Source organism: Devosia sp. Z11_6 (assembly GCF_058133665.1).
In genome coordinates, this window is record NZ_JBYUNQ010000001.1 from 219,629 (window position 1) to 238,390 (window position 18,762).

The window sequence follows — 18,762 nt, forward strand, 5'->3', positions numbered from 1 at the left end:
ACGGCGCCTTCCGGCCGATGTTCCGCGGCTAGCGAAAGCGTGAATATGAACAAGTGGATCAAGCTAACCTGCGCCTGCTCACGCACCTACTCAGCGGATAAACGGCCGTTCGCGAATTGTCGTTGGCTTCTGAGCACGCTCTGGTTGCCCTAACTCTACTGCCAGAGGCCACCCGCGGCGGCACAGACGCAGACCAGCGTTGCCGGCTTTTCGAGCCAGACTAATGGGCTGGTTCACGGGTAGCCCACAATGGCAGGTTTTCGTAGATCCAGCGGGAGTTCATCCTGTTCTGGAAGGCGGTCGTGGTCCGTTCCCGCGGTAACAGCCTCATGGTACGAATCCAGAGAAACCGCGAACCAGTTCTATGCATGCATTGGTCGCGCTGATGCTTGTTCATTCGGGCACTACAGCGGCGGTCTTGAGCCTTTCCTTGGAGACGAACTAGTTCGCGTGAAGCGCCTTAGTCGCGGTTCGACATGCGGTGCCACCTCTTCGCTTTCTTGCTGTAAAAGATATTGTTGGAGGGTGGAACCTTTTTAAATAGACTTTAAGCTGGCCCTATACGGCAAGGCAACGGGGTCTCCACCCGCGGCCGCGCCGGTGCAGATGTGGTCTCGGCAATGACGAGGTCAATGGCGGGCGTGGCAATGACGAACTGACCGGTGGCGAAGGCGCCGACCTGTTCGTGTTCAACGCTGATCAGGGTGACGACGTCATCACCGATTTCGATTTCGACGCTGGCGACCGGCTGACCTCGATGGGCAAAGCTACTTCGTGGCTTCGCCGACGGCGAAAACACGATCCTAGACCTGACCGGCGGTGGCTCGATTGTTTTGGCCGGCATTTCACTCGATGAATTCAGCAACCACGTCATCGTTTGAACTCACAAGCTCATAGATTGATTGCAGCGCCCGCCGTTTCCACGGCGCGCGCTTTTTATTTCAAGCAATTGGCTCATTGCTTAGCCAAATCCGCCTACTCACAGCCGAGGGCAACAGCACGCTTAACCCTTAAGCGGGGCGTAGGTGCCATCGATCTACTGAAGGGGCTCGTTGCTGGCGCCTGGCTGGCTTGGCAGTTCGTTTGATGCCTTAGCGGCCGATCTGCTGCGTATGGGGCTCCGAACCGCTCGGGAGATCCGCTGCAGTCAGCGCAAACCCGCGCGGCCTGAACCCCAAGTCTCGCGCCGCCTCATCATGGGGAAATACCATGTCGGCGTTCATGCGGCGCGCCATCTCGAGGGACAGCCTTTCAAACCCGGCGTGACGGCGCATGATAGCAAAGGCGGCACGGTAGAGAAGGGGCGGGATGCTCACCACCTTGGGCTGGCGGCCCATGGCGGCGAAGATGCGCTCCACCATGGCGCGGTAGCTCAGGGTTTCTCCGCCCGAAAGCACGTAGCCGCGCTCGGTGAGCCTTGGCGCCATGAGAGCGGCGAGCGCCGCGTCGGCTACGTCGCGGGCATGCACCGGCTGGCGCAAGCCCGAGCCGGCGCCGTAAAGCGGGAAAAAGCCATGCTCGCCGATCCAGCGAGCAATCTGGGAGACATTCTTGTCCCGGCCATTGCCGTAAACCAGCGTCGGCCAGAGCACATGGGTGTCGATGCCTTCGCTTTCGCCCCAGGCATGCAAGCGCTCTTCGGCAACAGCGAGCGATTGAGCCACGTGGCGTTCTGTGGGGTCGCCCGAATTGACCTTGGTGAAACGCGTCGTGGAGGACAGCATGATCACGCGCTCGGCCTTGGCGGCGCTGAGCGCATCAAGGTGGTTGGTGAGGATGTAAGCCGGCGCAAAGCTCAACCACAGTGGAATGGGCGGGCGTTCGGGCGGCGGATAGATCTCGTCCATGGTGCGCCAGCGCAGCGTTTTCTCGATGGTTTCGTGAGGCTGGCGCGAAAAGGCGATCACGGCGGCGCCCCAGGCATTAAGCTGGGGGATCAGCAACTGGGCGACCGGGCTCGTGGCGCCCAGAATGCCCACTCGCGCGCCGTTAAAGAAGATGCTGGGATCGGGCAGGGATGGGGTGCTCATGAGGTTGCCCGCGGTTTCTTGGAAAACTCCACCGCTTCGGCGATGGGGCCGTCGAATAGCACTTCGCCCCCGCCCATGACGAGGCCCCGATTGCAGTTGCTCTTGAGCACCTGGTTGTCGTGGCTGGCCATGACCAGAAGGTCGGCCTGGCTCATCAGTCCATGCATGCGTACTCGCGCCCGCCGCTGGAACGCCGCGTCGCCTACGCCGATCACTTCGTCGATCAGCAAGATATCGGCGGGGCGGGCCGTTGCCACCGCAAAGGCGAGGCGCAACTGCATGCCCGAGGAATAGGTGCGCACCGGACGGGCAAGCGCGTCGCCCAGATCGGCGAAGGCGACGATGTCGGGCGTGAAAGCCGCGATTTCGGCTCGCGACAACCCTGCGGCAACGCCGAGCAGCACCAGATTCTCAATGCCGGTGGCCTCGGTGTCCATGCCGGCCTGCACGTTGAAGAGGCTGGCCTTGCTGCCCCGCGAGTGGACGACCCCGGTTGTGGGCGGATAAACCCCCGCCAGGACTCGCAGCAGCGTGGATTTGCCCGAACCATTATGGCCGATCAGGCCAACCCGGTCGCCCGGATGGAATTGAAGGCTCAAATCGCGGATGGCGTGGACATGAGCCGGCCCCGCCGAGCGGCCGCTGCCCAGACGCAGGGCAGTTTGGCGCACCGACCGGCTTTGATAATCAAAGACCGGAAAGGTGATCGAGACCTTGTCGAGCGACAGGCTTGCGGGGGAAGTCGAAGAGAAGGTGTTCACAGCCAGTAAGCCAGCTTCTTGCTGGTCATCCGCATGGCCAGCAGGCCCAGTGCGGTGACAACAGCGGCGATCATCAGCACCACGAGCCAGGTCGCCGGATCAAAGGGGCGGCCCAGGAGGGGATCGCGGATGATGGCGATCAAATAAGCAAAAGGATTGAGATGGAGGATCAACTCGGAATTGTCGCCCAGCCGGTCGCCCGTCCATAATACCGGGGTGACAAAAAACAGGACGCTCACCAGCGATTGGACAATGGGGGGGACATCGCGATAGCGGGCGCTGACAATGCCAAAGATCATGCAGAGCCAGAACGAAACATAAGCCAGCAGTAACAGCCCCGGAATGACCCAGAGTGCCTCAGGTCCGAGGCCGATGCCGAACGCCAGCCAGACCGCCACGACCACAAGGGCGTTGTGCATGAGGATCAGCAGCTCGCGCGCGACCAGCCGATAAGCGTGCACGCTAAACGGAAACACCCGCTGCTGCATGATCGCGGAGGCATCGATGAAGGTGCGACAGCCGCCAATGATCACGGTGGAAATAAAGGTCCACACCACATAGGCCACCGCGACCCGCGGCATGTATTCGGCCATCGGGATGCCGAAGATGCCGCTATAAACGAGGCCTACTCCCAGCACGAACAAGCCCACGCTGATGGTGATCCAGAACTGGCCAATGCGCGAACGCCGATAGCGCGCCTTGACGTCGTTCCACGCAAAGGTCGTCCAGAATTCCCGCTGGCGCAGGCCTTGCCAAACATCTTGCAGCGGCGAAACCGCCATGAATGCTCCACTTCCAACATGCGCTAGCCAGCAGGGGCTAGCCGCGCCGGCCGTCAATGGACAAGAGGCGGATAACTGTCAACAGCGGAGGAATAAAGGCCCGGAGGTCGGATGAGGTTCTTGTCACCTTAGAGCCACAATGGTTTGAAATGTCGAGATTGAAGCTCAAACTTGTGCTAGATGCTTAGCCAACACGCACCACGGTCCTTATACGACCTCCACTTCCCCTTCGAGTTCTTTGCTGATGGCTGACGTTCACAACAGTATTCGCGCTCAGCGCCTCAAGCCGCTCCATACGGCTGTAGCGGCATATAAGCCTGTCTTGATCGCCGCAGTTGTTTTTAGCTTGGCGATCAATCTGCTGTTGTTCGTCTCGCCGATCTACATGATGCAGATCTACGACCGCGTGCTGTCGAGCCGCAGCGAACCCACCCTGCTTATGATTTCGATCATCGCCGTGATGGCGATGGTCATCTATGGCCTGCTGGAATATGTACGTTCACGCATGCTGGTTCGCGTCGGGATGGACTTCGATACCGTGTTAAGCGGACCGTTGTTCGATGCAGCGGTAACCAGTGAGCTGACCAATCCGCAGGGGCAGGCAGGTCAGGCTGTGCGGGACATGGACACTGTACGCGAGTTCCTGACGGGTTCGGGCCTGATCGTATTGTGCGACGTACCTTGGGCGCCGCTGTTTATCGCGCTGGGCTTTTTCCTGCACCCACTGCTCGGTACCGTTTCGCTCGTTGGTGCCATAGTGATCTTTGGCCTCGCCATTCTCAACGAGGTGATGACCCGTAAACAATTGAGGAAGGCCGGAGAGGCCTCGAATGGCGCCGCGCAATATGTTTCGACGACTTTGCGCAACAAGGAAGTTATTCATGCCATGGGCATGCGGGGCGCTATCCGCAACCGGTGGATGAGCCAGCACCGGGATGTGATGGGTTGGCAGGCCTCCGCCAGTGACCGGGCTGGTGTCACCCTTACCGCGACCAAGTTTACCCGCATGGTGCTGCAGACGGCAATTCTGGGCGTGGGGGCATGGCTTGCAATTCGGCAGGACATCTCCCCTGGCGCCATGATTGCGGCATCCCTCCTGATGGGCCGCGCACTCCAGCCCGTGGAGCAAGCTGTTTCCCAGTGGAAGGGATTTGTCGCGGCGCGCGATTCCTATGCACGCCTCAAGGACATGTTCCTGAGTTCGGGCCACCAACACGAAACCATGGCATTGCCAGCGCCCAAGGGCGCGGTATCGGCGGAGGGGGCGTTTGTTGCTCCCCCAGGCGCCAACAAGCCCACTTTGCGCAATGTCAGTTTTGCCATAAGCCCGGGCGAAGTCCTGGCGATCATCGGGCCGTCGGGCTCGGGCAAGACGACCTTGCTGCGCGCTCTTGTGGGCGTTTGGCCGGTTGTCGCCGGTGCGATTCGGATTGATGGCTCGGCGCTGCAGCACTGGAATTCCGAGCAGTTGGGCAAGCATCTGGGCTATCTTCCCCAGGATGTGGAGTTGTTTGCCGGCACAGTGGCCGAAAACATTGCCCGCTTCACCGATGCCGATCCCGTCAAGGTCGTACAAGCGGCCGAACTGGCCGGCGTGCATCAGCTGATCCAGTCCCTGCCGCAGGGCTATGATACCCGCCTCGGCGCCGGGGGCGGTACGCTCTCGGGCGGCCAGCGCCAGCGGGTGGGCCTTGCCCGGGCGCTTTATGACATGCCGGCGGTGATCATCCTGGACGAGCCCAATTCGAACCTTGATTCGAGCGGCGAAGATGCCTTGGCCGCGGCCATCCGCGCGATCAAGCAGGCCGGCTCAACCGTGATCGTTTCCACCCACAAGCGCAATCTGCTGGCCGCCGCCGACAAGGTCCTCCTGCTGCAGGATGGCGGGGTGCAGGCCTTTGGCCCGCGCGACCAGGTGCTGCAGCAGTTCACTGGCCCGCGCGTCGTGCCGGCGCCGGCGGCACAGATTCCGCAGCCCGGTGCGCCCAAGCCGCCCACCCAAACCGCTTCTGCCTGACCTTTGTCTGAGAACCCCTTGCCATGACCGTAGCGCTTCCCTCGCCCGCCGATGCCAAGCCCCAGATCAAGGGCAGCCCCAAGTCGTTTGCGCGCGCCGGCTATGCCATTATCCTTGTCGGCATGGTGTTCACCGGCACCTTTGCGGCTTATGCCAATATTTCATCGGCCGTGTTCGCGCCGGGCGTGGTGGCGGCCGAATCGGGGCGCAAGGTGGTGCAGCACCTTGAAGGCGGGCTGGTGCGCGAGATCCTGGTCAAGGATGCCGATCCGGTGGAAGCCGGGCAGGTGCTGATCCGGCTCGATCCGATTCGCGCCAAGGCCACGGCCGATCTTTACCGCAACCAGCTGTTTGCCCTCCTTGCCGCGCAGGGCCGGCTCGAGGCCGAGCAGATCCAGTCCCCCCAGATGAGCTTTCCCCAGTTCCTGGCCGCCTCGGCCAACAACAAGGAAGCGGCCCGCATCATGGCCGAGGAAGAAAAGGTCTTCGTGCAGGGCCGCGATTCGCTCGCCAACCAGATCGCCATCCTCAACAACCGTATTGTCCAGCTCGATCAGCAGGTGATCGGCTATCAAAGCCAGGTCTCCTCGCTCGAAACCCAGATCGCCTCGCTGTCCGAGCAAAACACCAATCTGACGGGGCTGAGCGATTCGGGCCTGGTTGCCGGCAATGATCTGCGCCAGTCGCAGCGGCAGCTGGCGGCGCTCGAGGGCCAGCTTGGCGCCGCCACCGCCCAGCTCGCCACTGCCCGCGGCAATATCGAGGAAGCGCGCCTGCAGATCGATCAGCTCCAGCAGGATTATCGCCGCGACGCCGCCAACACCCTTGCCACGATTCGCCCGCAGATCACCGATCTGCGCGAGCGGCTGACCGTGGCCGATGATGCCCTGGCCCGGCTCGACATTCGCGCGCCCCAAACCGGCATTGTGCAAAATCTCTCCATCCGCACCGTGGGCGGCGTAATCGCGGCCGGCGCGCCGCTGATGGAAATCGTGCCGACCGGCGATGATCTGGTGATCAATGCCCAGGTCGCGCCCACCGCCATTGATTCGGTGCATGCCAATATGGAAGCCGAGGTGAAATTCACCGCCTTCCATTCCCGCACCATTCCCATTCTTCTGGGCACCGTCGTTTCAGTTTCGGCCGATGCCATCACCGATGAGCGTACCGGCAATTCCTATTTCCAGGCCCGGGTCGAAGTCGACCCGTCAACGATTCCTGACGATCTCCGCGACAAGCTCCAGCCCGGCATGCCCGCTGAAGTTGTGATCGGCACCGGCGAGCGGACCGTGATGGATTACTTCACCCGCCCGCTGACCGACTCGCTGGGGCGCGGCATGCGCCAGGAATAACGTTACTCTGCCAAGGCAATTTCCAGTCGTACGCCGAATACGGTTGCTTAACTAGCAGCGCTTGTGGTCGCCTCCGTGCATAGTTGGCACACCGAAGCGCCTTCCATTATGAAGTATTTGGAGCCTGTTGTGACATTTGTTGACGCGGCCCCGACCTGCCGTTGCCTCAAAGACACAAGAAGCCTTATGCGGTTGGTTCTTTAAGTGGTGTCATCGACTTGGGGATTGTCTCGTCAGTCAAAAAGTGCTTTACGTGCCGAACGGCTGGGTCTGCGCTGCGCAGTTGCAATCCAGCATGCGCGACCCCTTAGGAGGCAAAATGGCTACTACTGTTTTTACCGGCTCGGAAGATCTCTCGATCACCGATTTCGACCCTGCAAATGATACCGTCGTCATCGACGGCGTGACGAGCGAAGACGTTGCATCTTTCACCGAAAACGAGTCTGGCGTTACGCTTACCCTGCGGAGCGGCGTCGTGCTGTTTCTGGGTGGTGTTGCTCTCACCGATCTGACGGATGACAGCCTGTTCGTTTCGCCCACCTCTGAAGGCCTTGTGCTCGACTTTGGTACTGACGCGGTTGATACAGAAGCTGGCAACATCCTCGTTGGTAACTCTGGCAACGACATTCTGACCGCTATTGCTGCTGATGCGATCATCTACGGCAACGAGGGTGACGACGTGATCAACGGCGGCGGCCTCGCAGAGCTGCAGCTGTATGGTGGTCAGGGTGCCGACTCCATCACTGGTTTCGGAACTGGCTCAGTCGTTTATGGCGGTGACGGTGTCGACACTATCACTGCTGCTGCCGATGCTGATGGCGTGACCATCTATGGCGGCGCGGAGGGTGTTGACACCGACGATGAAGGTGACACCATCACCGGCAGCACCGGCGCTGACGTAATCTACGGCAATGCCGGCGATGACAGCATTGCCGGGAACGGCGGCGCGGACACCATCTATGGTGGCCTTGGCGATGACACAGTCACCGGTTTTGGTGCTGCTTCCGTTGTCTTTGGCGGTCTTGGTGCCGACGAGATCACTGCTGGTGCTGTTGCCGATGGTGAAGCCGGCGTGACCATTTATGGCGGTAACGGCGACGTTTCCGCTGAGGATGGTGCCGATAGCATCACCGGCAGCGAAGGCGCTGACGTAATCTACGGCAATGGCGGCGATGACTCGATCAACGGCGCTGGTGGCGAGGACACCATCTATGGCGGTCAAGGTGATGACGCCGTCTCTAACTTCGGCACCGGCTCCCTTGTTTACGGTGGTCTGGGCGAAGACGAGATCACCGCTGGTGCTCTTGCCGATGGTGAAGCCGGTGTGACCATCTATGGCGGCAACGGCGACGTTTCTGCTGAAGACGGTGCCGACATCATCACCGGCAGCGCAGGCGCTGACGTAATCTACGGCAATGGCGGCGATGACTCGATCAACGGCGCTGGTGGCGAGGACACCATCTATGGTGGTTCCGGCAACGACACGATCACGCTCAACGCGATTGGTGCCGCTAGCGAGGCTGTTGTTTACGGGGGCCTTGGTTCCGACAGCATCGTAGCCGGAGCTGATGTCGCTGCACTTGATGCTGCCGCCGACGCGGCGGAAGCCGCTGACGTAGCGGCGACGGAAGCTGCAACTGCTGCAACTGCTGCCGACGAAGCCGCCGATGCGGCCGAAGCCGATGAGGCGGAGGACGCCGAGGCGCTACGTGCAGCCGCCGTGGCAGCTGCCACGGCTGCGGCAGCCGCTCAGGCGACGGCTAACGCGACCGATGCCGATGCTCTGCGCACGGCGGCTAACGCCGCTGCGGCTGGGGAGTTCGGTTCCGTTACCATCTATGGTGGCAATGGCGACAATGACTCGGCTGATCTTGCTGACACCATCATCGGCGGTGGCGGCGATGATGTGATCTACGGCAATGGTGGTGACGACGTGATCACCAGCGGTCTTGGTGCCGATGTTGTCTATGGCGGGCAGGGTGATGACAGCATCACTGCGGCTGGTGCTGACAGCGTGGTTTATGGCGGCCTCGGTGAGGACACCATTACCAGCACAGCCACCGAGTCGGTCACCATCTACGGCGGCAGCTCCGATGCTTCCGCTAACGACGATGCTGACGAGATCACCGGCGGTGCCGGCGATGACCTGATCTACGGCAATGGCGGCGATGACATCATCATCACTGGTGACGGTGCCAACGTGGCATATGGCGGCCAGGGCAACGACAGCATCACTGGCGGTGCCGACAATGACGTGTTGTATGGCAATCTGGGCAACGACACCATCAGCGGCGGTGCCGGCAACGACACCATCATTGGCGGTCAGGGCGTAGATAGCCTCACCGGCGGTGCAGGCGATGACGTGTTCGTCTTCAACTCGGCTTCTGCTTCCAGCGCGGCCGACGGCGTTGACGTGATCACTGATTTTGTCACTGCTGACGACAGCATCGACTTCGTTGGTACCGTAACTAACGTTCTCACCATCAACGGTGGTAGCGCTGCTACCCTCGCAGAGGTTGAAGCCTTCGCGTCGGACGTCGATGGTGCCGCTTCGGTGATCACCGTCACTGGCGCAGAAGCAGGTACTTATATCGCCTTCGAAGGCAACCTGATCGAAGTCACCGGTGTTACCGGCGCCTTCACCACCGAAAACTTCATCTAATAGTCTGAACTCAGGCGGTTTAAGGGGGGGGCAATTGCCCCCCCTTTTTCTTTGTGGCAGGCACACAAATGCAGAACGTCATTTTCATCTCCCTGGATTCCTGTCGGTTCGACAGCTTTGCTGCCGCTCATGTCCCCCGAATAGCTGCGGTTGGTTCGCTGCACCGCGCCCAGGCACCGAGCTACTTCACCTACGCATCGCATTCGGCAATGTTTGTCGGCTTCACGCCCGGCATTGCGGGCTCTGCCCAACCCTTCTTCGACCCAAAATTTGGTAAGCTGTTCAAGCTGACCACCGGCGGTCACCCTGGTAAGGGCACCGAGGGTTACACCCTCCAGGGCCGCAACATCGTCGAGGGCTTTCGCAATCTCGGCTATACCACTATCGGCGCTGGCGCCATGGGCTGGTTCGACCCGAACACCCCCACCGGAAAGCATCTGAGCGAAAGCTTCGAGCACTTCTTCTTGCCCGGTCCCTATCATCTGCGCCAGCAGCTGGAATGGATCACCGAACGCCTCGACGAGGCGACCGGCCCCACCTTCACCTTCCTGAATGTCGGTGAGACCCATGTGCCCTATTGGCACGAAGGCGCGCCCTGGTCGCCCGACGATAATCCTTGCATCCCCTACCAGACCGTGGATCGCTCCGAGGATTGCCGCATCCGCCAGCGCGCCTGCTTGGAATATGCCGATCGTCTCCTCGGGCCGCTGCTGGAGCGCCATATGGATGGCACCATCATCATCTGCGGCGATCATGGTGATTGCTGGGGTGAAGATGGCCTGTGGGAGCATGGCATCGCCCACCCCATGACCCTGACCGTGCCGCTGCTGATCCGCTACAAGGGCAAGCCAATGGAATTCATTCCCCCCAAACCCCGCTCACCCTGGCAGCGCCTGCGCAACCTGTTGCGCGCATAAGCTTACCGGGCCGGGCGGTGAGCGAAGTGCTCAGCTCGGACCGTGCCGAGCAATCGTCTGCTCACACGCGCTGAGAATCAGTTCCAGCCCCGTCGGGCCCTTGCGCTTGGCGATTTCCCGCGCCAGTGCCTGCACTTTCTCGCGCAGCGTGAGCGAGGTCGCTACATGCCGCGCCGCCGCCGTGGCGTGATGCAGCTCGAACGGCGCCGCTAGGCGCACCCCAATGCCTTGTTCGCCCAGCCGCTTGGCATTGAGCGTTTGTTCCAGATGCCGGGGCAGGAGCAATTGCGGCCGGCCGGCCGCCAGCGCCGCTTCCATCGTGCCGATGCCGCCATGATGCATAATCGCCACGGCGCCTTCCAGCTCGCGCTTGAGATTGGGCACTTCGTCATGCACGAAGATGCCCATGGCTCGCCACGCTTCGCGCTGTTCGGGCCGGGAATCGCGGATAAAGGCCCGCACCCGAACGCCACAATCCACCGCGCCTTCCAGTGCCTTGGCCGTGTGCTCATGGTCGGCCGCCAGATAAACGAACAGGCAGCCGGCATCTGACAGGGGCATATAGTCCTGCCGGTCCAGCGGCCCAACCGCGCCCTGGTTGCCGCGGTGCTCGGCATACACATCCAGTTCGGGATAGGTGCAGATGACCGAGCGGTCGCCGTTCATCAGCACGCCAAGCGAGGTGATGCGGCTATGGATGTCGTGGCGCGCCCGGAGCACCGCCTCGCCATTGCGGATCAGCTCCCGATCGTCAGCCCGGGGGGCATCGAATTGGCGCAACAGGGGCAGGGTAGGGCCGTGGCTCGGGGGCACCACGAAACCATCGCCGAACACCAAAGTTGGAAAACGGTTCAATGTCGCGAGCGGCAGGATAGGGCAGTAATCGGCCACCACCAGCGCGGGACGAATCAGCTCCAGCAGCCCATCCCAGGCATGCACCGCCGCATGGAGCGCTTCTTCTTCGTCCCAGGCGCAGGTGGCCATGATATCGGCAAAGCTCTGCGCCCGGTAATTCCTGGCATCGCCGACAAAGCCCCGGTGCATGGGCGCCTGCAGCACCTGGATTCCGGCCGAGCGATAGTCCGCCTGCGCTGAGCCGATCTCGCGCGCGGCGACCACGGGTTCATAACCGCGCGCCTGCAGCCCCAGGGCAACCTGGAGGATGCGCTTGGCATGCCCCAGCCCGGCGCCGTTCTCCCAGGCCAGCAAAACCCGCTTATTGCCGTTCATCCCATCCGCTCCCTAGTCAAATAGCCCTGCGCTCAGTATGGAAAGCGCATCATCGGGGACCCTGCCGCCATGCTCAAGAACAAGACGCTGTTGTTTATTCACCAGAATTTCCCTGGGCAGTTCCTGCATCTGTGCAAGGAACTGCGTCGCGACAACCGGCTCTTATTCATCACCAAGCCCAACGGCAACCGCATTGATGGCGTCACCCTTTATACCTACCAACCCCATCGCCAGCCCAAGGCCGATCAGCACCCCTATTTGCGCCCGGTGGAGGACAATGTCCTGCATGGTCAAGCCGTTGCGCGCATTCTCCTCCAGCTCAAGCAGCAGGGGATAACTCCTGACCTCATCATCGGCCATTCCGGCTGGGGGGAAACGCTCTTCGCCAAGGACATCTTCCCCGATGTACCGCTGCTGAGCTATTTCGAATTTTACTTCCACACCTTCGGCTCGGACGTCAATTTCGACCCCGCTTATCCCAGCGACCCGGAGATCGCCTTCAAGCTGCGCCTGCGCAATCAGGTGACCCTATCCTGCCTCGAATCAACCGATCAGGGATTGGCCCCGACCTGGTGGCAGCAGAGCCAGGTTCCGAAGGTGTTCCAAGGCAAGATGAATGTCGTTCATGAAGGCGTAGACACCGTTCATCTTCGTGGCGACAACATGGCAACGGTTGCGCTCTCGCCGGATTTGACCCTTTCGGCCGCAAGTAAAGTCGTCACCTATGTGGCGCGAAACCTCGAGCCGTATAGAGGATTTCATATCTTCATGCAGGCGCTGCCTGGCATCCTCGAGCAAAATCCAGATGCCCATGTGGTTGTTGTCGGCGCTGAGGGAGTAAGTTACGGCGCCAAACCCGCGGACGGCAAGTCCTACAAGGATCAGGAACTTGCCAAGTTCAAGGGAGACTTGTCGCGCGTCCATTTCATGGGCCGGGTGGATTATGACGTCTTCAAGAAGATCCTGCAGATCTCCAGTGCGCACATCTACCTGACTTACCCCTTTGTCCTCTCCTGGTCGATGCTCGAAGCCATGTCTTGCCAATGTCTCGTCATCGGCTCCGCCACCCCGCCGGTAGAAGAAGTGATCCAGCATGGTGTCAATGGTATGTTGGTCGACTTCTTCGACCACAACGCGCTAGTAAAATCCGTCACCGATGCTCTCACCCACCCCGATCAATACACCGAAATCCGCCGCGCCGCCCGCCAGACCATTGTGGATCACTACGACCTCCACCGCGTGTGCCTGCCGCGGCAAAAAGCATTACTGTCCTCCATGGCCCACTAGCGCGGCGGCCCAAACCGGTAATTCAACCCATCCCAAAACGCCCCCCACCACTGCCGCAAACCCAGGTAATCCCCGCGACGAACTACAACGAAAACAATGGGATAGCCGACCAAATCCACCAAAAGGCTGCGGATCCGCCGGTGCCTTCTCGCCAGGTACCCCCGATTGCGGAAAAAGTAGTAGCGCTTGAATTCTCCTTCCGGAACAAGGGCTTGCATGCCCTTGGTGACTTTGTGGACCTCTCCCCACCCCGGAGGATGGCTCATCGCCGCACCAGTAACAGTCCCAAACCGAATCCCCGCCCGCCGCATGCGGAGCAGAAAGTCCACTTCGTCGCCGCGGATAAATAATTTCATATCCGGCAGGCCGACGGTGAAGAACACGTCCTTGTGGATCAGCAGGCCATTAAAGAGTTGGGCGAAGCTGGGGATGAAGGGCGTTTGTTCGATTTCCTTGCGATCGTAAGTTGGCCCGCCCGCATGGGGGTAGGGGAAGGCCAGCCGGCTCGAATCGGTAGGCGCCACGATGATCGGCGACACGGCCTCGAGCTCTCGCTCCGACATCGCTGCGAGGAGGGTCGCCAGGCAGTCTGGACCTTCGGGGCACGCATCGTCGTCCATGATCCAGATATGTTCTGCCCCCGTCGCGATCGCCAGCAACATAGCCAAAGAAAAGCCACCGGCTCCCCCCAGATTGCTGAGGGACGGCACGTATCGGACTCGACCATGGCGACTGCAGATCTCTTCGGCTTGAGGAGTCGCGGCGGTGTCTACAACGATGATGTCCTGTAGGGGCACTGACTGTCTCGAGAGGGCTTGCAGGGCGCGGGCGAGGTCCTGAGGGCGGTTATTGGTCAGCAGGGCCGCAGCAACGGAATGAGGCTTTGTTGACCCGTTTTCATTATCATGCGACACGGCGCACACTCCTTCCTTTTCAGCCATTCAGCCCTTTCCGCGCGGTCTGTCATCGGTTAGGGAGCGCCGGCAAGGTTGGTTACATGACCGACCAGGAAAGGGAAAGCAGATGGTGAGCATGCAGGCCGTTCAGGAACGGCTAGAGCCGATTGCCCGCGAGTTCGGCGTAACCCTTACCTGGGGAATGGTAGCGGATCAGATCGGACTGCGTGGCGAGCCTAGCGCCCGCGTAGTGGCTGCCGTTGTGGCGCAGTTCGAATCTGCTTTGCGCACATTGCTGATCTACACCGGGGGCGCGCCGCAGAGCGTTGTTTTTGCGCTCGCTACTGATGGGCAGCCTCGGCATGCTGCCAATATGTTGGTCGAAGGCGTTGCGCGCCAGATTGGCACCAATCAGATTGCCACGCTGGAAATTGCCCCGCTTCCCTCGAGTTCGCAAATGCTCGGAATCGACCCGATTTTGCTGTGGATCGATGATCCAAGCGTGGCGGAGCCGGAAAATCTCGCCCTTTACACGGGCGTCAAGGCACTGGCGTTCGAACGTTATCCTTGGCTGATGGATGAGGCCCGCCAGCGGATGGCTGATCGCAAGCACGCGGCCAAGATGGCCGAGCTTCCGGGTTTGCGCGGGTCAGTAGCACCAGTGTCGTTCAACGCGGGGTCGCCGGCATCCGCCGAGGGTGAGGGCCGAACGATACTCTTTTCACTGTATTGGCTGGACTTCGGCGGTGCCGAGGCGTTCGCACTCAAGATGGTGCAGGCAGCAAAGGCTGCAGGCTACACGGTGGTCGTTACCTGCGATGAAGCCGGGCGTCACCGAGTGATCGAGCAGGCCGCACAGTTTGCTGATGCCGTCTACCTGCTGGGTACTTGCCAGTTCGGAGGCAGCAAGGAACAGGCGATGTTACGGATCATCCGCAAGCATCAGCCAAACGTAATTCACATTCATCATTCCTGGGTGTTGTACCGCTTACTGCCGGCTTTGCGCGCCCTGCGCCTGGTAGAGGCGGTGATCGACAGCACTCATATTCTTGAATACCGTTTTGGCGATTTCGTCTCCGAATCGATCCGTTATTCACCCTATATCGACCAGCACCATGTCATCAGCGCCGATCTACAGCACGCCATGACCCAAAGGGCCGCTATTCCCTCGGGCCAGGTGCGGTTGGGCAAATTGCACGACATGTCGCGCAATTTTGCCCCGGCCCCAGGCAAGTGGGACAGTATGACGCCGCTGCATGTTTCGTTCGTGGGGCGCTTCACGCAGCAAAAACGGCCCTACCTCTTCGTGCAGATGGTGCAGCAGCTCATTAAGCGCTTTGGCCGGCAGCAGTTCGTGTTCGAGGCGGTCGGAGAGGGGCTTCTCGGTCCATCAGTGCGGGCGCTGGCGCAAAAGCTTGGCGTTGCCGATGCCATCTCCTTTCTGCCGGCCGGAACGCCAGTGGCGGATGTGCTCGGGCGTGCCCATGTTTTGGTGATCTGCTCGGACAACGAAGGGCTGACGCTGGTCGGCTTCGAGGCCGCTCGCGCACAGGCAGTCATTATCTCGACCGATGTTGGCGCGCAGCGCGAGATCGTTGCGCCAGAGATGCTGGTGCCGCGGCATCCGATTTCCTGTGTATCACAGACCGTCAAGTTGATCGGCGAGATCGTTCAGGGCCGGCGAGATGCCGCCCGTATCCTGGCTCAGCAGGACGAACTGCTCAAAGCCAATCTCGATCAGCCCACAGGGACCGAGGTTTGCCTCGCCTTTTACAACAGCGTCACCTCACCGAAAGCCCTTGATGTATCCGCTTCATAAGCTCGCTTTTCCCCACAACACCGACAAGGCGGAAGCACTTTACCTGCGGCCGATTGGTGATCGGGTTCCCGACTTGCAAGGGGAAGCGATTGCGCTGGAGCCGGGGCAAGGTGTGCGAGGCGACACCTATTTTGGGTTATTTCCTCTGGCACAATGGCGCAGAGTAGCTGCCTTGCGCAGCTATGGCATCGTCGTGATGGGCGAGGGGGCAGCTACGCTGCTGCTGCGGGCACTCGATCCCGCAGCAGCAGAAGATCCGGTGCTGCTGGAGCTCAACATCGAGCTCGGATCCGGGATGATCGACGTGTCCGGGGTGCTTGCCCAAGCCGAGGCGGAAGGCGTTTACCTGGAAATCGTTGCCCGTTCCGATGTTTCGCTCCGCAGCGCGGCTTTCGTGACGAAGGACGCCCCACGGCGTCGCGTCGAGCTAGGCCTTTCCATTACCACGTTCGGGCGCGCAGCCATGGTGGCGCAAACCATCGACAAGCTTACGCACTTCATCGAGCGTGATCCCGAGCCGGAATTGGGTGCGTTCTCGCTGCTTGTGGTCGACAACGGCCGTGAGCTTGATGCAGCATCCTATCCTGGCGCCACGGTGCTGCCGAATGCCAATCTAGGTGGAGCAGGCGGGTTCGCACGCGGGCTCTCCCATTACGTCGATACATCGGCGACCACCCATGTTTGCTTCATGGATGATGACGCGGCGACTGAGGACGAGTGTCTGCTGCGTACTCGACGCCTTCTCGCCTATGCCCAGAACGAGCGGACCGCGGTGAGTTCAGCTATGCTGCGCGCGGAAACCAGCTTCATGATGCATGAACAAGGTGCCTTGTTCGAATGGGGCGAGAATCACCGGATCATCTCCCGCAAAAACGGGCTTGATCTGCTCAAGCGCGAACACCTAGCCGAGGCACTGCGGCAAGAACCCTTCAGCTATGGCGGCTGGTGGTTCTTCGCGTTTCCCATCCGGGGTGAACTGGTCTTTCCGTACCCCATGTTCGTGCGTGGCGATGATTGGCTGTTCTCCTACCTCAACAATTTCAGCCTCGAGACCATGCTCGGGGTCGCTTCCTGGCAAGAGGGGTTCGAAGGCAAGATCAGCCCGGGAGAACAATATCTCGCAACCAAGGCGTTCCTTGTTGCCGAACTGATCTTGCGCGATCCACCCAATCCGCTCGCGACGGCGCGGTTCTTTGGCCGTTGGGCTCTGCGCAACATCTTCGGCTATTGCTACGATCGGGCTGAACTCAACTGCGAAGCCATCAGCGATGTGCTCAAGGGCCCCGAGTTCTGGGCCGAGAACGCAGCATTGGGCAAGCGGCTTGGGGAGTTGAGGGGAATGGTCAAGGCCGAAATCCTGCAACCGCTGCCAGATGCGGGCGAGCACGTGCTGGCGCGCGCATCACGCCCGGAACGGCGGACCAAGACGGCTCTCCGGCTATTTACGTTGAACGGGCATCTGCTGCCGCGAGGTCTGGTCGGGACTAGCGTCACCGAGGAAGTCAGCCTTCCTCGCGTCGACGCGCCGCAGCCTCGTTTTGCCTTCGGGCGCAAGCAGGTGCGCTATGTGGACGAGCATCAGGGCAAGGTGTTCCTAGCCGTCAAGGACACTGCGCGGGCTTTGGAGCTCATGGTCCGCCTGACCATTCTGCTCACGCGACTGGTGTTCTCCTATGACCGGTTGCGCAAGGAGTACCGAGCGGCGATCGGCCGCTTCGGCACCAAGGCTTGGTGGGATCAGACGTTCCAGCGGGCCGCCTGACCTCGCAAGGCCTAGGCCCGGCTCAGCCGGGGCTGCACTTCGGTGTCGAAGGCCTTGAGCGCCGCGCCGATCGCCTGGTGCATGTCGAGATAACGATACGTCCCGAGGCGACCGCCAAAGATCACGTTCTCTTCGCCTTCAGCGAGGCTGCGATAAGCCTGGTAGACCTTTTTATCCTCGGGCGTATCGATGGGATAATAGGGCTCGTCCTCGTGCCGCGCGAAGCGGGAATATTCGCGCACGATATAGCTCTTTTCGGTCTGGTAATTCCGCTCGGGATTGAAGTGGCGGAACTCGAGGATGCGGGTAAAGGGGATATCCTCGTCGGCATAGTTCATCACTGCCGTGCCCTGGTAGTCACCGACACCCACGATCTCGGGTTCGAAATCGATGGTGCGCCAGCTCAACTCGCCCGCCCGGTAATCGAAGTAACGATCGATCGGTCCGGTGAACACAACGAGCTTGTCCTTGGGGATGGTGTCCTTGATGGCGAAATAATCGACCCCGGTCTGGATCTCGATCAGGGGATTGTCGAGCATGCGCTCGAAGATGGCGGTGTAGCCGTCAACCGGCAGGCCTTCATACTTGTCGCTGAAATAACGGTTGTCGAAATTATAGCGGACCGGCAATCGGCTGATGATGCTTTCGGGGAGCAAGGTGGGATCGGTCTGCCATTGCTTGGCGGTGTAGCCGCGGATGAACGCCTCATAAAGCGGCCGGCCAATCAGCGAGATCGCCTTTTCCTCGAGATTGCGCGGGGCAGCGTCGCCGAGCTCGGCCGATTGTTCGCGCACCAGCGCCCGCGCTTCGTCGGGCGACATCTGTTTGCCGAAATACTGGCAGATGGTCGCGAGATTGATGGGCATAGGGTAGACCTGCCCCTTGAAGGAGGTGAACACCCGGTGCTGGTAGCCAGTGAAGGCAGTAAAGCCGTTCAGATAATCCCATACGAGCTTGTTGGGCGTATGGAACAGATGGGCGCCATAGCGGTGCACCTCGATCCCGGTTTCGGGGTTGATCTCGGAATAAGCGTTGCCCCCGATATGGTCGCGCCGGTCGATCACCAGCACCCGTTTGCCCAGAACATTGGCGACGCGCTCAGCGATGGTCGCGCCGTAAAAACCCGCGCCGACCACAAGGATATCATAGGAGTGAGGAGCCATTTATAACCGACCGTTGGATTGGGGAGGCGCCACGGGCCGAGCTAAGTTGGCGGTGAGGCGCACTGACAAAGAACAAAGCGGCGG

General features: G+C 60.7%; 13 protein-coding genes and 1 pseudogene. 8 read left to right on the forward strand and 6 right to left on the reverse strand.

All coding sequences use genetic code 11. The annotated features are described in order from the left end of the window. Positions 1 to 649 precede the first annotated feature (649 nt). Positions 650 to 856: pseudogene (locus tag AC3YMN_RS01055) on the forward strand (hypothetical protein); the annotation flags it as partial. 235 nt (positions 857 to 1,091) lie between these two features. On the opposite strand, the gene AC3YMN_RS01060 reads toward AC3YMN_RS01055, so the two are convergent. The 3 genes from AC3YMN_RS01060 to AC3YMN_RS01070 are packed head-to-tail and all read right to left on the reverse strand — an operon-like array spanning position 1,092 to position 3,573. After that, a complete protein-coding gene (locus AC3YMN_RS01060; RefSeq protein WP_489888602.1) occupies positions 1,092 to 2,030 on the reverse strand; it encodes an NAD-dependent epimerase/dehydratase family protein in 939 nt (312 codons plus the stop codon). Further along, complete coding sequence (locus tag AC3YMN_RS01065) at positions 2,027 to 2,791, reverse strand: ABC transporter ATP-binding protein (protein WP_206524632.1); 765 nt, start codon at positions 2,789 to 2,791, stop codon at positions 2,027 to 2,029. The genes AC3YMN_RS01060 and AC3YMN_RS01065 overlap by 4 nt, the downstream gene beginning before the upstream one ends. Then, entirely contained in the window at positions 2,788 to 3,573 is a 786-nt protein-coding gene (locus AC3YMN_RS01070) for an ABC transporter permease (protein WP_489888603.1), read from the reverse strand. The genes AC3YMN_RS01065 and AC3YMN_RS01070 overlap by 4 nt, the downstream gene beginning before the upstream one ends. A 244-nt stretch (positions 3,574 to 3,817) precedes the next feature. Between AC3YMN_RS01070 and AC3YMN_RS01075 the strand changes: the two genes are divergently transcribed. The 4 genes from AC3YMN_RS01075 (at position 3,818) to AC3YMN_RS01090 (ending at position 10,521) form a co-directional block, all read left to right on the forward strand. Then, positions 3,818 to 5,590, forward strand: a complete 1,773-nt coding sequence (locus tag AC3YMN_RS01075; RefSeq protein ID WP_489888604.1) for a type I secretion system permease/ATPase — start codon at positions 3,818 to 3,820, stop codon at positions 5,588 to 5,590. Positions 5,591 to 5,613: 23 nt separating this feature from the next. Beyond that, positions 5,614 to 6,942 carry an HlyD family type I secretion periplasmic adaptor subunit gene (locus AC3YMN_RS01080; protein WP_489888605.1) on the forward strand — a complete coding sequence of 443 codons (1,329 nt, stop codon included), beginning with the start codon at positions 5,614 to 5,616 and terminating at the stop codon, positions 6,940 to 6,942. A 319-nt stretch (positions 6,943 to 7,261) separates the two neighbouring features. Then, entirely contained in the window at positions 7,262 to 9,604 is a 2,343-nt protein-coding gene (locus tag AC3YMN_RS01085) for a hypothetical protein (RefSeq protein ID WP_489888606.1), read from the forward strand. Between the two features lie 68 nt (positions 9,605 to 9,672). Next, entirely contained in the window at positions 9,673 to 10,521 is an 849-nt protein-coding gene (locus AC3YMN_RS01090) for an alkaline phosphatase family protein (protein ID WP_489888607.1), read from the forward strand. A 30-nt stretch (positions 10,522 to 10,551) separates the two neighbouring features. On the opposite strand, the gene AC3YMN_RS01095 is transcribed toward AC3YMN_RS01090, so the two are convergent. Next, positions 10,552 to 11,751: a glycosyltransferase gene (locus tag AC3YMN_RS01095; protein ID WP_489888608.1), complete on the reverse strand. Its 1,200-nt coding sequence runs from the start codon at positions 11,749 to 11,751 to the stop codon at positions 10,552 to 10,554. Positions 11,752 to 11,820: 69 nt separating this feature from the next. Between AC3YMN_RS01095 and AC3YMN_RS01100 the strand changes: the two genes are divergently transcribed. Next, complete coding sequence (locus AC3YMN_RS01100; protein WP_489888609.1) at positions 11,821 to 13,038, forward strand: glycosyltransferase family 4 protein; 1,218 nt, start codon at positions 11,821 to 11,823, stop codon at positions 13,036 to 13,038. Here AC3YMN_RS01100 and AC3YMN_RS01105 read toward each other — a convergent pair. Continuing rightward, a complete protein-coding gene (locus tag AC3YMN_RS01105; protein WP_489888610.1) occupies positions 13,035 to 13,979 on the reverse strand; it encodes a glycosyltransferase in 945 nt (314 codons plus the stop codon). The two genes, AC3YMN_RS01100 and AC3YMN_RS01105, sit on opposite strands and share 4 nt — an antisense overlap. A 91-nt stretch (positions 13,980 to 14,070) precedes the next feature. Between AC3YMN_RS01105 and AC3YMN_RS01110 the strand changes: the two genes are divergently transcribed. Then, positions 14,071 to 15,753, forward strand: a complete 1,683-nt coding sequence (locus AC3YMN_RS01110; protein ID WP_489889182.1) for a glycosyltransferase — start codon at positions 14,071 to 14,073, stop codon at positions 15,751 to 15,753. After that, on the forward strand, positions 15,737 to 17,515 hold the full coding sequence (locus AC3YMN_RS01115; protein ID WP_489888611.1) for a glycosyltransferase family 2 protein: 1,779 nt from the start codon (positions 15,737 to 15,739) through the stop codon (positions 17,513 to 17,515). The genes AC3YMN_RS01110 and AC3YMN_RS01115 overlap by 17 nt, the downstream gene beginning before the upstream one ends. Positions 17,516 to 17,526: 11 nt before the next feature. On the opposite strand, the gene glf is transcribed toward AC3YMN_RS01115, so the two are convergent. Next, on the reverse strand, positions 17,527 to 18,678 hold the full coding sequence (gene glf / locus AC3YMN_RS01120) for a UDP-galactopyranose mutase (RefSeq protein ID WP_489888612.1): 1,152 nt from the start codon (positions 18,676 to 18,678) through the stop codon (positions 17,527 to 17,529). Positions 18,679 to 18,762: the final 84 nt, after the last annotated feature.

Coding starts and splice junctions, on each gene's coding strand:
- AC3YMN_RS01100 (WP_489888609.1), top strand. CDS start 11,821: ATGCTCAAGAACAAGACGCTGTTGTTTATTCACCAGAATTTCCCTGGG.
- AC3YMN_RS01115 (WP_489888611.1), top strand. CDS start 15,737: ATGTATCCGCTTCATAAGCTCGCTTTTCCCCACAACACCGACAAGGCG.
- AC3YMN_RS01105 (WP_489888610.1), bottom strand. CDS start 13,979: ATGGCTGAAAAGGAAGGAGTGTGCGCCGTGTCGCATGATAATGAAAAC.
- AC3YMN_RS01090 (WP_489888607.1), top strand. CDS start 9,673: ATGCAGAACGTCATTTTCATCTCCCTGGATTCCTGTCGGTTCGACAGC.
- glf (WP_489888612.1), bottom strand. CDS start 18,678: ATGGCTCCTCACTCCTATGATATCCTTGTGGTCGGCGCGGGTTTTTAC.
- AC3YMN_RS01095 (WP_489888608.1), bottom strand. CDS start 11,751: ATGAACGGCAATAAGCGGGTTTTGCTGGCCTGGGAGAACGGCGCCGGG.
- AC3YMN_RS01085 (WP_489888606.1), top strand. CDS start 7,262: ATGGCTACTACTGTTTTTACCGGCTCGGAAGATCTCTCGATCACCGAT.
- AC3YMN_RS01080 (WP_489888605.1), top strand. CDS start 5,614: ATGACCGTAGCGCTTCCCTCGCCCGCCGATGCCAAGCCCCAGATCAAG.
- AC3YMN_RS01070 (WP_489888603.1), bottom strand. CDS start 3,573: ATGGCGGTTTCGCCGCTGCAAGATGTTTGGCAAGGCCTGCGCCAGCGG.
- AC3YMN_RS01110 (WP_489889182.1), top strand. CDS start 14,071: ATGCAGGCCGTTCAGGAACGGCTAGAGCCGATTGCCCGCGAGTTCGGC.
- AC3YMN_RS01075 (WP_489888604.1), top strand. CDS start 3,818: ATGGCTGACGTTCACAACAGTATTCGCGCTCAGCGCCTCAAGCCGCTC.
- AC3YMN_RS01060 (WP_489888602.1), bottom strand. CDS start 2,030: ATGAGCACCCCATCCCTGCCCGATCCCAGCATCTTCTTTAACGGCGCG.